The following is an 11,875-nucleotide window of genomic DNA, read 5'->3' on the forward strand; positions in this document are numbered from 1 at the left end:
TCCACTTACAAAAATACGTAAATTTTATGCCACAAAAAAGCTGCGAGGCAGTGCCGCGCAGCTTTTGTTTTACCGATACTTTTTTGAAGGAGCAGGCTGGCCGTCAAAGTAAGTCGATTGCGTAGTTTCATGGATATGCTTCTGGCGTAGCCTGGGGCCATGTAGGGCATGAAGCACTCGGTGATGAAGTGCATCTCGAGTACCTACTGGCGGCCGGCGCGGCTGCTGCCGTTGGTCTTTTTACCCTGATGCGACACAAGCGGGATGGGCAGGACTAGCGCTAGCATTGGCGGCGCCCACGCAACTCAGTATCGGCAAGGATATATCTCCGTAGTGCGTTAAGCAGTTTAAAACTTGGTTGCGGTTAGGCGGTTTCAGCGACTTTTCCAGGCCGGCGCTCCGGCAGCATGCCCCGCTCTAGAATAAAACTGATGATCGTCTCCAGCCCGACCCAGTCATACAGATTGGTGAACACGAAGGGGCGTTCGCCGCGCATTTTCTTTGAGTCCCTATCCATCACGTCCAGAGAGGCGTGCAACTGTTCGACAGTGTCGATCTTGTTGATGGTCAGCAGGTCGGATTTGGTGATGCCGGGGCCGCCTTTGCGGCAGATCTTGTCGCCGCCGGATTCCACCAGTACCAGCGCCAGTTCAAAGTTGAGTGGCTGCTCTGCAGGTCGCCGATAGCGGCGGGCGAGCAACCGCCGGTTTCAAGAAATAGATATGTACCAGTTTTACTATTGATATTGCCGACTATGCTGCGGGGTTGATTGGCTATATCCCATAATGGGACTGTGCTCTGTATGGTTTCCGTACTCGTGCCTCCTGTTCGAGTAGGTGCCCTGTTAGTGCTTAGTGGTAACCAGTAACCGGGGTTCGGATCACAGTTAAAAAGTCAGACGGTCTACAGTTTAATTTTTTACCCCAAGCGCTAATTCTGCAGCCGCAAAGTATTCCGTTAGCTGGGTGAAATTGTTTTCGAGCAAGAGAACGTCAGGGTGGTCCCTGATGTCGTTTAAACCCATAGATACATGGAGACGATCATCTTCGTCCATGCGGTTAGCATCGTGGTCACTGCTGCCGGGACGTCCGCGAGCAACACAGCGTGCCACTCGTACTTCGATAAAAGCATCGACGTACAGGACCAATGGACTGTGTCCGAAAAGTCGCCGAACGCAATCGATCTCTTTCATAGATCGCAGGCCGGTCAACACAACCCGCCGATGGGATGGTGCGGTACGAAACAGTTCATTGGGCACCGCACAGGGATTACCGATCAGCGTCCGCGCGGCGAACTCATCAAGGGTTTCCGCACCTTTCCCATCTCGTTCAAAAAGCATTCGCATTACGTCACTTGCTTCTACATGACACAACTTGTGCCGCGCTTCCAAATGAGCCCCGAGAACACTCTTCCCGGCACAGCGTGGTCCCACAACAATCAGCTTCACCATTCTAAACACCGCCCTGTGTTCTGGAACGCTACTTCAGTGGCGAGAAAAGCCCCGTTGCTACGACGATTTGCAACCACAGAAGACGCGTCGTCCGTAATAAAAAAAAGGGCAGGCCCGAGGCTGCTCATTGCTACCCCCTCAGCACCTAAACTCTCAAGCGACTTACGTTCCGATTTTACGCCCGGGCCATACTCTGCCACCTCTTGCCGCTTCCACGCACAGTCTTGCAGCGCGTTAATGGCAGACGTGAACGTTGAGCGGTTTGTCTCCAGAACCCCCGCTGCGACGCCGGACACAACATGGTAAAGAATTTCAGCCACATCTCCTTGCGTTAGTGGCTTAAAGTTGGCGAAGAAACTCTTCTCGGCAGACTCAGTGAGTAGAGGCAGCGCGGGGACGACAACTCCAGCGGGCCATGCAGGCATCTCAGCACGGAGCAGCGGTGTCGCGCGGCCTGGAGTCATCTCTGCCAAGCTCGATGGGCGCGCTGGCCCATTGTGGTGAGGATGCCCTAGATCTACCACGAGACCACCAACGAAATAGGTATTGATTCCGATGCCGGATGTTCCCCCACGTTTGGACAGTCTGGACAAAAGGGTTTGGTCTGGCTCCATGTCATTGGCCAGTAATAGCAGTTCTAAGCACGCCAAGCGCACTGCAGTCGTTGAGCCAAAACCCGAATGAGTCGGCATTTCACCAGAAATAACGAAGCTTAGCCGACTGTCGAGAGCCAACTCGGTCGAGGCTTCGGTTAGTACACGCTCCAGTCGGAGAAGCTCGTAATCCCTAAACCCCACTCGACGATCATCTCTTATCTTGAGTGTCGAGGAGGGAGATGCTTCTACGCGAACTGTCGGCCTATCAATAGCGAAACCAGCACCGCCGTTCCTGCGATATCCGTTAAAACCCATATCAACAAGGGTTAGGTGGATTCGCGGGTACGCCAATATGCTAGGCAGGGTCTGTCGCATTCTTTTGCGCTCCCTCCTTCCATTGTCGTTCAAAAAAGCGAAAATACGATTCGAGAAATGGGCTATCGCTATCTGCGTGAATTGCCGGACTGAGCCGACTCGACTCCATTGGTAATACAGGCCCAAAAATACAATTTCGGTCAGCAAGTACGTAAGTCTGCCCAGGCATGGACGACAGGTACCTGTACTCGAAATTATCGCCATACTCTTCCCTTAGCTCGCGCATTCGGGCGATGACTTTCGTCTGCTGCTCCTGCTTATCCTGCGGAAGACTCTCTAGCCCAGCAACCAGGATTCTGACCTTGACCCCCCGTTGCATTGCATCCAGAAGAAGTCGGTCGACCGGAGCAGCACCCTCTTCCGAGAAAGCGAAGTCAGACAAAAAGCTGTTAGCTGTCTTACCAAGAAAGTCAATTCTTTTCCTGGCTGAACGAATGAGTTCTGCATAGTATCGCTGCCTGTCATCCCGGTGCGGGAGTATATCTTGGAATCCCATACGCTTGAGGCGCTCAATCTCCCGATGATGAGCCATCGCGAGAAGGAACTGGATAAGTACCGCCACGAAAGTTGCAGTCAACCCTCCCATCAACGAGCCTAATTTGGTATTTGCGTCGCCCGTAAAGAACATGTATCCGACGACCATAAGCGATACTATTAAAAGGATAAGGACTATTAGCGACAGTCGTACAGACACGTATCGGTTATAGACAGATTTAAAGCTATTTGGCATTTCTGGACTCCGTTGAAAGTCGTACCGACAGCGCCTGACACTAACTGGACCGAATTCGTCCATGCTGTGTATAACAGAGACTTCAGCATTGGTATGCAAAACGGCCGAACCGAAGCTCAGCCATTCCATATTTAAAACAATACCTTAATCCATGAATTGGATGAACGCACGAAATCGCCTGACTTCCGGATTAATAAGTTTTTCCGGTGGCCAGGCGATTCAAGCTTGGTTTTGCGGGATGACTGGCGTTTACAGCCAGCAGATCTTATGGGATGAGTCTGGTGCTACGTGCTAGCGCTCTGAACCCTTAGCGACGCTCATTAACTTTTTTCCAGGCCATCAGCGCAATCGCACCAACAATCCCAGCCGCAAACAAATACTCAACGTGCAGCACATCACCAATAGCTTCATGCCCCGAATGCGCCAGCACGCTCGCGGAAGCCACTAACAGCCACACACTGGCACTGATCTTTTGAATTCTTTTCATGTCTGTTTCTCCGTTACCGATTTAAGCCAGAACTGTTTTATCAGGCGGACGCAGCCACTTTTTCAGGCCTTCTCTCCGGCAACATCCCCCGCTCCAGAATAAAGCTGATGATCGTCTCCAGCCCTACCCCGTCATACAGGTTGGTGAACACGAATGGCCGTTCACCACGCATTTTCTTCGAGTCCCGTTCCATAACATCGAGGGAGGCGTGTACCTGTTCCGCGATGTCGATCTTGTTGATGATCAGCAGGTCGGATTTGGTGATGCCGGGGCCGCCTTTACGAGGGATTTTGTCGCCGGCGGAAACGTCGATCACGTACAGGGTGAGATCGGACAGTTCCGGGCTGAAGGTGGCGGAGAGGTTGTCGACGCCGGATTCCACCATTACCAGTTCCGGATGACGGCGCTGGAGATCGTCGATGGCCGCCAGGTTCATGGAGGCGTCTTCCCGGGTGTAGATGTCGTTGGTCACCACGGCGATGTCGTAGTGGTCTCGCAGGGCTTTGCACAGCTGGCGCAGCAGCGCGGTTTTAACGGAGCCAACCGGGCCACTGACGTACCAGACGGGTAACCGGCCCGGGCCCGCTCTCGTTGCGGGCTTCAAACCCCAGATCCAGGGCCGCTGCCCAGCGCCGCTCCCGTTCGAACCGGTGGCCGGAGGCGTGAGCGGCGATGGACTGGTAGGCGGTCATACGGTCAGGTGCTTCTTGATCAGTTCATCAGTCAGGCCGGCGATTTCGTCTTCGGCCACCCGGCGACCCCGGTCGATGATGGCGAAGCGGTCGGCATATTTGCGGGCAAAGGGCAGCTTCTGCTCCACCAGCAACACGGTGAGGCCGTCTTCCTCGATCAGCTTGCGGATCACCTCGCCGATCTGGGCCACGATGTTGGGCTGGATGCCCTCCCCGGGCTCGTCCAGGATCAGTAGGCGCGGTTCGATCACCAACGCCCGTCCAATCGCCAGCTGCTGTTGCTGACCACCAGAAAGGTCGCCGCCTCTGCGGTGTTTCATTTCCTTCAACACCGGGAACAGCTCATACACCCGCTCCGGGATTTTCTTGCTGCCGTCTTTACGCACAGCCAGGCCGGTGCGCAGGTTTTCTTCTACGGTCAGCAGGGGGAAGATCTGCCGGCCCTGGGGCACGTAGCCAATGCCGAGGCGTGATCGGTCTTCGATTTTCTTTTTTGTCAGTTCCACATCCTGCGCAAATTCGATGCTGCCGCTTTTGGTGATTTCTTCGCCCATGATGCATTTCATCAGGGTGGTTTTGCCCACACCGTTGCGGCCCATTACGCAGGTGCACTGGCCCTGGGGTACGTCCAGGTCCAGATCCCAGAGGGTGTGGCTTTCGCCGTAGTATTGGTTGAGCTGTTGGATCTTGAGCATTACGCCTCCTCCCCGAGGTAAACCTTGATCACTTCCGGGTCGTTGGAGACCTGGTCCATGGTGCCTTCGGCCAGCACGCTGCCCTGGTGCAGCACGGTGACCTGGCGGGCGATGGAGCGCACGAAGCCCATGTCGTGTTCCACCACCACAACGGACTGTTTGCCGGCGAGGCTGGTGAGCAGTTCGGCGGTGCGTTCCATTTCCTGTTCGGTCATGCCGGCGACGGGCTCGTCTACCAATAGCAGAAAAACCGGGACAGATTTATTTTCGGATTTATGCTCGTGAAGCTGGCCGTCCCGGTTTTCGCTGGCTTTCGACAGGTTGCGCTCAAAAAGGAGTGCCCGTATATTCCTACCAAGTCACTGATAAGGAACCAACCATGAAAAGGATTTTCATCGTTCCCCTGCTGGCCTTGTACCTGTTTGCAGCAGGTTGCATGGCAGGCAATCTCGTCTTGTCACAAGACCTCGCGCTGGACTATCCCGAGCCCAAACTCATTTCCCATACCAGTACCACCCTCATATTCAAATATGAGGACTGGGCGATGTCTCACGAAATAGTAGATGCCGAGACTTTCTATCCCGGTGTCGACCTGTCCGGTGAGGCTGAGCGATTCATTCGTTCGTTTTTCATTGAAGATATTCGGCCATCGTTATCACCCGAGCTACGGGAGATGGCGGTCAAGCAGCGGGAAGCTTTTGATATCCCCGACCATGCGATTTACGAAAACTCAGTTGGCTCATTCGACATACTGGGGGGTTACAGCGAAACCCATGGTCTTGGGCGAATCTACATTTTTGATCGAGCGGCAATTCATCATATTGTCGTCATAGGGAAAGAGGCGCTCTACCAAGAGGTGGCCGACAGTATCAGGGAGAGATAAATGGATATCTACGATCGAGAGCACCTGAAAGAATTTCTGGTAGCCCTTTACGGCAAGCAGGCCAATAACTGGCACCCGAACGAGGAACTGTTCAACCTCACGTACAAGCTCGTTGCTGAATCCGGCGAATGCAGCGAGGCAATGCGCTACGTTCCCGAGCCGCTGGCAGTAGGCAAAGCACCTTTCAAATGGTTGAAGAAAGAAGTGCGATCCAAATTCCTGAAAACACTCCAAGAAAACAAGGAGCAATACGTCATTTGTTTGCGTGGAGCCGCATACAACATGGCGTTGGAATTCAAAATGGCAGCGCAAGGCGTGTAGCGTTTCCTCTGCCCCATTTTGCATCTTTCATACGGAAAGCAGTTACATGTGGGACTGTTTTCCGAACTATCCAGCCTGAATTGCATTAGTGCTGTGCGGTGTTTAACCCTCTATAATATTCGCGAAAATAAACCTGTCCCGGTTTTCCTGCCTGAAAACCGACCATAAGCATGGTGCTACACTGGATTCCCACCCGACAATGGCTCATCCGGAATCAAACATGCGATGTTTTGCTCTACTGACAGCACTCGTGCTAACAGGCTGCACTTCGACCAGCAATGTACCTTCCTCCGGTACCGAGTTCGCTCTTGATGGCTGTACGCCCTTCCTGAACTGTGTATCCAGCACCTCATCAGTGGGCATTTATCACGTGAAACCCATTCAGCTGTCAGCGCCCCTGGATCCGCCGACATGGGACACCGTGAAAGCTGTCGCCACTGCAATGCCGGGCGCCAGGCTCAATGACTCGCGCTTTGGCTACCTGGAGATGACCTTTTATAGCGACCTGCTTCGCTTTCCCGACTACTTCGAAGTTCTGGTGAGCCAGGACCGACGCAGTCTGGATGTCCGATCCCAGTCGCTGGTCGGATTTTATGATCTGGGAGTTAACCGGCGGCGCGTGGAGCGCTTCAGACACAATCTGGTTGAGTCTGGTGTTGCCAGTGGAAATAGCCAGGCTCTAAAAAGCGCTGACTGAGGGAAGGCGAAACCGGTGGTCTGTCTCAGTTATCATTGAGTCCCGAAGGAACCCTTGTGTGCAGACGTGCCTTCCAGCTGTTTTCCAAACGCACCAACTCCCCGGATTCCATATCTGGCGACACTCGTTGCAGAATACTGAAATCGAAGTTTTGCGGATCTCTCCCCAGCAACAACTTATTACGCCCGTGACCGCTGGCAGAATAATTCAGCCACCGACCCAGCAGGTTTTCGTTGCCGCCTGCAGACCCTACATAACCTTTGCCATCAGAGCGATCGTAAATCAGGTAGATACCCCTCCACTGCGCTAGTGTCTGTCGCCAACGAGAAGGTAAAACAGCGATTTCAGACCATGACAAAACCATTTCTGTCCAATGCGGCATTGACTCAACGAAAGCACTGTCCTGAAGTATCGCGGAAACATCCATATCATTACGATGGGCACGCCTCCACCAAGACCGCTCTGGCGGTGGCCAGTCAATAATCAACCTCCCCTTCCACTCTGGGTAGAATCCAACTGGCTCCAGATCAAACCATAAAATAGACTTTCTCGAATCGTCTTCTTGAAACCCAGAGAAACCAAACTTTTTCATTTCCTGGTAAGCCGGAACTTCCCAGAACTCCTCCCGGCTCATGGAATGAAATCCGCCGACCTTATAAAGACCGACAAAAATGGCGCGCCCGGCCTCATGGCCTATGAATGAGGCAACATAGCCCGAACCGGACAACTTCTTGAGTGCTTGTTCTACGCGATCACCCTGCGTTTGCTGGTAGGCATTAAAAACATCAGGTTTCTCTTCAGCCAGCCATGGCAGGACCTTCTTGAGTTCAGGCTCAAAGGGGCGGTGTCGAAAGATAACGACACTCCTCTGATCGATTCCTGAATGGGAGAGCAAAGTGTTGAAGTCCATAGAGGATGATCCTAGCTTTTAATAGTCGCGTCGAAAATAAATCTGTCCCGGTTTACCACAACAGACATCGTACTAACGGGCACCTAACCTGCTCTCCTCTGGCCAACAACTCATCGTTCGGTTAGGTCGCAAAGCGAACGTTCAGATCCGAGTCGTAACGCCCCCGTTTGAGGCTCGTGTGTGTCATGCGTACTGGGGTAAGTCCACATCGCAGTTCCAGGAAGCGTGGCGGGCGAAGTAACAGGAAGCATAAAGCGGATAAGATTCCCGTACTTATTGCACGGGATCGCAACGGTAACATCAGTGATCTGGTGGATCCTGCCTTAAACAAACCGACGGTTCATGCTTTTCTGACGCCGATTATCAATCCTGACTCGATTCTATGTTCAGATGGACACAGCTGGTATAAAACCTTTTCCAGAGAGCACGGCATTGCCCACCACCGACTGGTTACACTCGATAACCCGCGAGTGATCGGGAGGGAATACCACATACAGAACGTCAACAGTTATATGAGTCGATTGAAGGGCTGGATGGCGCGGTTTCATGGGGTTGGAACGGCATATCTGCCAAGCTATCTGGCATGGCGGAGGCTATTTGAGCGCGCTCAGCCCTCCGAAGAGGCCTGGCTCCGAATTGCGATCGGTGCAAACCAACAGCCAATGCCAACATAGCGACATTCATACAGCTAAAACGTTAAAAAGATAAGTACCGAAATGTTCGCGATTGGGCAGTTAAGCACGACGACTAGCACTTGCTGAGCGAGTATCTTTCGCCCGGAGGGCGACCAGGGCAGCGCCCTGGATCCAAGAGCCTTCCTGTAAGGGGAAGGCCAACCGGTGGCCGTCCTTCCCCATGCGCGAGGATGAGGAAGAATCAGCTAGTGCCGGGGCGTATCGCCAAGCGTAGAAACTTGCCCTTTCCTGGCGTTCACGAGCACGGCCACAATGATTGCTGCAATGACAAGGGCAACCCCGCTTGCTGCAAGTGCGAGGCCATAGCCATGGATAAGAGCATCGCTGGCCGACTGCACCAGTTCGGTGTCCCCGGCTTCACGGCCGCGATGAAGGGCGTTGAGCGCGTCCGGCAATCTGCTGGCCGTGACTGAGACAGAGATAGTCGAAAGTATGGCCAGTCCCAAGGCAACGCCAATCTGTTGCGAGGCGTTGAAGAGTGCTGATGCGATGCCTGTCTCCTGCGCCTGCACGCCCTTCACAGCGGTCAATGCCAGCGCAATCACCGCAGTCACAAAGCCGAAGGCGGTGAGGAAGGCGGCAGGCATGAAGTGCCAGATGTAGTTAAGCTCCTGCCCGATGGTCGAGAGCCAGAACAGGGCAGCACCACCGATCAACGCGCCCGGTACCGCGACCTCGCGCGGCGCGAACCACATAACGAGTTTGGAACTGATGCCCGCCCCGAGAATGATACCCGCGCCAAAAGGAAGGAACGCCAGCGCGGTCGAGACTGGGCTATAGCCCAGGATATGCTGCAAATAGAGTGTCAGCAGGTAAAGCATGCCCATCGGGCCGAAACCCAGCAGCAGCATGGCAAGATAGGAACCCGCCCGATTGCGGTCCTTGAGCAGATGTAGCGGCAACAACGGATCCTTGCCGCGTGCTTGTATGGCGAGGAAAACAGGCAGCAGTATTGCGGACGCGGCGAATGAAGCGAGCGTGATGCTGTCGTTCCAGCCATGCTCTCCGCCACGGGTAATCCCATAAACGAGCGCGGCCATGCCGCCGATGCTGGTGAGCGCGCCCACTAGATCGGGACGTCCCTTATGCAGTTCCGCCTCGACCAGTGCTTTTGAGCCAGCCAGCACCGCCAGGCCGGTGGGAATATTGATGAAGAACGCCCAGCGCCAGCCGAGCAACCCCGTCAGCAGTCCACCGAGGATTAGCCCGGCGATGATGCCAAGACCGGACATGGCACCGTAGACGGCTATGGCCTTGTTGCGCGCTTTCCCCTCGGGAAAGGTCGTGGCAATCAAAGCCAAGGCATTGGGCGCGGTCAGTGCTGCTCCAACCCCCTGCAAGCCACGCGATGTGATCATGCTCAGGCCGTCCTGAGCCAATCCGACGAGAAGCGACGCAACGGTGAAAATCGCCATGCCGATCTGCAACATGCGCCGGCGTCCATACAAGTCGCCCAGCCTGCCTCCGAAAAGCAGCAAACCACCGAAGGCGAGGATGTAGGCATTAATCACCCAAGGCAGGTTTGCTGCCGATATTCCTAGGTCTTGCTGGAGCGTCGGTAACGCGATATTAGCGACCGTATCGTCAAGCACTACCATGAGCTGGGCTGTGGCGATAACGGCCAGGGCCAGGCCGAGCGAACCGTTTTGGCGGCCTGCCTGAGAACGGGATTCTGTGGACATCGATTAGCTCCTATGTGTTTAGCGAGATTACCGAGTACCGGTCTACGCTGACTTTTCAATAGAGCGTAATCGTTCCAACTGTTGGAAGGTCAAAGGCTGCGGTGGTCAAGGCAACAGATCCGTATAATTGCAAGGTTTACACAAAGACTGGGCTCCGTGTTTGACCTTACCAGCGTTGGAAAGACTAGATTGCTCGCCGGGACGATCAGGTTCCTCAAGTCTCTTATTCTGCGAAGGAGTTTGGTATGTATCGATTCGAAGTTTCCGGCATGACCTGTGGCCACTGCACATCCGCCATCGAAAAGGCCATCAAAACCATCGACCCACAAGCGGAAGTTTCTACAGACATAGAGAACTCCGAGATCACGGTGCGCAGTCAGGCAGATGAGGCGCGCATCAGTGGTACCATCCGCGAGGCAGGGTACGACAACCAGAAACTTGCTGGGTAATCTTTCTGGACAAGGAAGTCCGTTTCTAAAATTGACCCGCCCTCAGCGCTTCTCGCACCCGCGACGTTGCGTGCGACTGAGTTATCCCGGTTGCCCCGAAACGCGAGGCGGTAAGTTGCCGTCTACCCTCCGGTTCTCACTCCTCTACGCCATCCCCGGCCAGACCGCTGATAATCGGGCAGTCTGGCCGAGCATCGCCCTGGCAGTTTTCCGCAAGGTGCGTGAGTGCCTGGCACATCTCCTAGAGTTCATGCAGATTAATGACTATTGCGAGGTTTAACGGTCAAGAAGTGTAACCACGGGCCGGTGCCCATGAAGGTCGGGGGCCTCGTCGGTCGCCCCCTTCTTCTACAAGTTACGCGCTTCGAGGGCCTCCAAGGAGCGCGCCAGGCTGGCCCGTGACAGCTCACCCACGTGGCTGCCCACCTGTCGGCCTTGGGCATCATAGAAGAGTGTGGTGGGCAGCCCCATGGAACCGACACGTTGGCCGAGGCGGGCGCCCCTGTCCAACAGCACGTTTTCAAGCATCAGCCCGTGGGATTGGAGAAAACTGCGAACTCTTTCAACGCTTTCGCCCTGGTTAACAAAGAGAAACAGGATCTCTTCATGCTCCGCCTGAGCCGCTTCAAAGACCGGCATCTCACGCTGACATGGGGGACACCAGGTGGCCCAGAGGTTGATCACTAACCGTTTTCCCCGGTAGTCCGCCAGCGCCACCGGCACCCCTTCATGATCCTGCAGGGCGATTTCCGGCAGGCGCGTGCCTTGGGCCATCGAAAACCAAAAATAGTTGCCAAAGCCCCAGCTCAGCACACCGACGACCAGGGCGATGCCGAGCGGTTTGCGCACCGGCCGGTCACGCCAGGCAAGCCAAGCGCCTAACACCAGGGCCGCCACGATGCCGGGCCAAGCCAGGAAGCCGCCGTCACGAATATCGAACACGCCCCAGAGATCGCCGCGATAATGTTCGAAATAGGTGATAACGAAGGCGAGCCGGGCCACTAGCAGGGTCACCACGAGCAGGTGAAACATCTGTCGTTCCGGATTACCTCCGCCTCGCCGGCTCACCCACCAGCCGGTCAGCACCGCCAGTAGCAGACTCCCCAGCAACAGGACATGGGCCACCGCCAACGCCAGCGGCCCGATATTCACGGTCAGCATAAAACCCCTCGGGCGTTGATTGCGGTGAAGAAGATCATAAACCGGAACGGCG

General features: G+C 54.8%; 13 protein-coding genes and 4 pseudogenes. 5 read left to right on the forward strand and 12 right to left on the reverse strand.

What is annotated here, in order from left to right; all coding sequences use genetic code 11:
• Window positions 1-364 precede the first annotated feature (364 nt).
• The 9 genes and pseudogenes from ACJO5Y_RS11310 to ACJO5Y_RS11350 all read right to left on the reverse strand — a co-directional run.
• Window positions 365-652: pseudogene (locus tag ACJO5Y_RS11310) on the reverse strand (GTP-binding protein); the annotation flags it as partial.
• Window positions 653-910: 258 nt separating this feature from the next.
• On the reverse strand, window positions 911-1,450 hold the full coding sequence (locus ACJO5Y_RS11315; protein WP_406987265.1) for an ATP-binding protein: 540 nt from the start codon (window positions 1,448-1,450) through the stop codon (window positions 911-913).
• On the reverse strand, window positions 1,444-2,421 hold the full coding sequence (locus tag ACJO5Y_RS11320) for a beta-ribofuranosylaminobenzene 5'-phosphate synthase family protein (RefSeq protein ID WP_406987266.1): 978 nt from the start codon (window positions 2,419-2,421) through the stop codon (window positions 1,444-1,446). The genes ACJO5Y_RS11315 and ACJO5Y_RS11320 overlap by 7 nt, the downstream gene beginning before the upstream one ends.
• Entirely contained in the window at window positions 2,402-3,151 is a 750-nt protein-coding gene (locus tag ACJO5Y_RS11325; RefSeq protein WP_406987267.1) for a hypothetical protein, read from the reverse strand. Before ACJO5Y_RS11325 ends, ACJO5Y_RS11320 begins: the two co-directional genes overlap by 20 nt.
• A 307-nt stretch (window positions 3,152-3,458) precedes the next feature.
• Window positions 3,459-3,638: a hypothetical protein gene (locus tag ACJO5Y_RS11330; RefSeq protein WP_406987268.1), complete on the reverse strand. Its 180-nt coding sequence runs from the start codon at window positions 3,636-3,638 to the stop codon at window positions 3,459-3,461.
• Between the two features lie 40 nt (window positions 3,639-3,678).
• On the reverse strand, window positions 3,679-4,242 hold the full coding sequence (locus ACJO5Y_RS11335; protein ID WP_406987270.1) for a GTP-binding protein: 564 nt from the start codon (window positions 4,240-4,242) through the stop codon (window positions 3,679-3,681).
• Window positions 4,190-4,330 (reverse strand): annotated as a pseudogene (locus ACJO5Y_RS11340) (urease accessory protein UreD); the annotation flags it as partial. The pseudogene ACJO5Y_RS11340 and the gene ACJO5Y_RS11335, both read right to left, overlap by 53 nt.
• Window positions 4,327-5,025, reverse strand: coding sequence for an urea ABC transporter ATP-binding subunit UrtE (urtE, locus tag ACJO5Y_RS11345; protein WP_406987271.1), 699 nt, complete (start codon window positions 5,023-5,025; stop codon window positions 4,327-4,329). The gene urtE and the pseudogene ACJO5Y_RS11340, both read right to left, overlap by 4 nt.
• Window positions 5,025-5,270 (reverse strand): annotated as a pseudogene (locus ACJO5Y_RS11350) (ABC transporter ATP-binding protein C-terminal domain-containing protein); the annotation flags it as partial. The pseudogene ACJO5Y_RS11350 and the gene urtE, both read right to left, overlap by 1 nt.
• 134 nt (window positions 5,271-5,404) lie before the next feature.
• On the opposite strand from ACJO5Y_RS11350, the gene ACJO5Y_RS11355 reads away from it, so the two are divergent.
• The 3 genes from ACJO5Y_RS11355 (at window position 5,405) to ACJO5Y_RS11365 (ending at window position 6,926) form a co-directional block, all read left to right on the forward strand.
• Complete coding sequence (locus ACJO5Y_RS11355) at window positions 5,405-5,908, forward strand: hypothetical protein (protein ID WP_406987272.1); 504 nt, start codon at window positions 5,405-5,407, stop codon at window positions 5,906-5,908.
• Window positions 5,909-6,229, forward strand: a complete 321-nt coding sequence (locus ACJO5Y_RS11360) for a hypothetical protein (protein ID WP_406987274.1) — start codon at window positions 5,909-5,911, stop codon at window positions 6,227-6,229. It abuts the gene before it with no gap.
• 220 nt (window positions 6,230-6,449) lie between these two features.
• Complete coding sequence (locus tag ACJO5Y_RS11365; protein WP_406987276.1) at window positions 6,450-6,926, forward strand: DUF1499 domain-containing protein; 477 nt, start codon at window positions 6,450-6,452, stop codon at window positions 6,924-6,926.
• A 25-nt stretch (window positions 6,927-6,951) separates the two neighbouring features.
• Here ACJO5Y_RS11365 and ACJO5Y_RS11370 read toward each other — a convergent pair whose 3' ends face one another.
• On the reverse strand, window positions 6,952-7,836 hold the full coding sequence (locus ACJO5Y_RS11370) for a GIY-YIG nuclease family protein (protein ID WP_406987277.1): 885 nt from the start codon (window positions 7,834-7,836) through the stop codon (window positions 6,952-6,954).
• 206 nt (window positions 7,837-8,042) lie between these two features.
• Between ACJO5Y_RS11370 and ACJO5Y_RS11375 the strand changes: the two are divergent.
• Window positions 8,043-8,510 (forward strand): annotated as a pseudogene (locus ACJO5Y_RS11375) (IS1595 family transposase); the annotation flags it as partial.
• A gap of 206 nt (window positions 8,511-8,716) precedes the next feature.
• Here ACJO5Y_RS11375 and ACJO5Y_RS11380 read toward each other — a convergent pair.
• Window positions 8,717-10,213 (reverse strand): MFS transporter, encoded by a 1,497-nt coding sequence (locus ACJO5Y_RS11380; protein ID WP_406987278.1) that lies wholly within the window; start codon window positions 10,211-10,213, stop codon window positions 8,717-8,719.
• A gap of 245 nt (window positions 10,214-10,458) precedes the next feature.
• On the opposite strand from ACJO5Y_RS11380, the gene ACJO5Y_RS11385 reads away from it, so the two are divergent.
• Window positions 10,459-10,662, forward strand: coding sequence for a heavy-metal-associated domain-containing protein (locus tag ACJO5Y_RS11385; RefSeq protein ID WP_406987279.1), 204 nt, complete (start codon window positions 10,459-10,461; stop codon window positions 10,660-10,662).
• A 348-nt stretch (window positions 10,663-11,010) separates the two neighbouring features.
• Here the strand turns inward: ACJO5Y_RS11385 and ACJO5Y_RS11390 are convergent, their stop codons facing one another.
• Entirely contained in the window at window positions 11,011-11,823 is an 813-nt protein-coding gene (locus ACJO5Y_RS11390) for a redoxin domain-containing protein (RefSeq protein ID WP_406987280.1), read from the reverse strand.
• Window positions 11,824-11,875 lie beyond the last annotated feature (52 nt).

The organism is Marinobacter alkalisoli, from assembly GCF_045449855.1.
GTDB lineage: Bacteria > Pseudomonadota > Gammaproteobacteria > Pseudomonadales > Oleiphilaceae > Marinobacter.

Coding starts and splice junctions, on each gene's coding strand:
- ACJO5Y_RS11355 (WP_406987272.1), top strand. CDS start 5,405: ATGAAAAGGATTTTCATCGTTCCCCTGCTGGCCTTGTACCTGTTTGCA.
- ACJO5Y_RS11325 (WP_406987267.1), bottom strand. CDS start 3,151: ATGCCAAATAGCTTTAAATCTGTCTATAACCGATACGTGTCTGTACGA.
- ACJO5Y_RS11385 (WP_406987279.1), top strand. CDS start 10,459: ATGTATCGATTCGAAGTTTCCGGCATGACCTGTGGCCACTGCACATCC.
- ACJO5Y_RS11320 (WP_406987266.1), bottom strand. CDS start 2,421: ATGCGACAGACCCTGCCTAGCATATTGGCGTACCCGCGAATCCACCTA.
- ACJO5Y_RS11365 (WP_406987276.1), top strand. CDS start 6,450: ATGCGATGTTTTGCTCTACTGACAGCACTCGTGCTAACAGGCTGCACT.
- ACJO5Y_RS11315 (WP_406987265.1), bottom strand. CDS start 1,450: ATGGTGAAGCTGATTGTTGTGGGACCACGCTGTGCCGGGAAGAGTGTT.
- urtE (WP_406987271.1), bottom strand. CDS start 5,025: ATGCTCAAGATCCAACAGCTCAACCAATACTACGGCGAAAGCCACACC.
- ACJO5Y_RS11380 (WP_406987278.1), bottom strand. CDS start 10,213: ATGTCCACAGAATCCCGTTCTCAGGCAGGCCGCCAAAACGGTTCGCTC.
- ACJO5Y_RS11370 (WP_406987277.1), bottom strand. CDS start 7,836: ATGGACTTCAACACTTTGCTCTCCCATTCAGGAATCGATCAGAGGAGT.
- ACJO5Y_RS11390 (WP_406987280.1), bottom strand. CDS start 11,823: ATGCTGACCGTGAATATCGGGCCGCTGGCGTTGGCGGTGGCCCATGTC.
- ACJO5Y_RS11360 (WP_406987274.1), top strand. CDS start 5,909: ATGGATATCTACGATCGAGAGCACCTGAAAGAATTTCTGGTAGCCCTT.
- ACJO5Y_RS11330 (WP_406987268.1), bottom strand. CDS start 3,638: ATGAAAAGAATTCAAAAGATCAGTGCCAGTGTGTGGCTGTTAGTGGCT.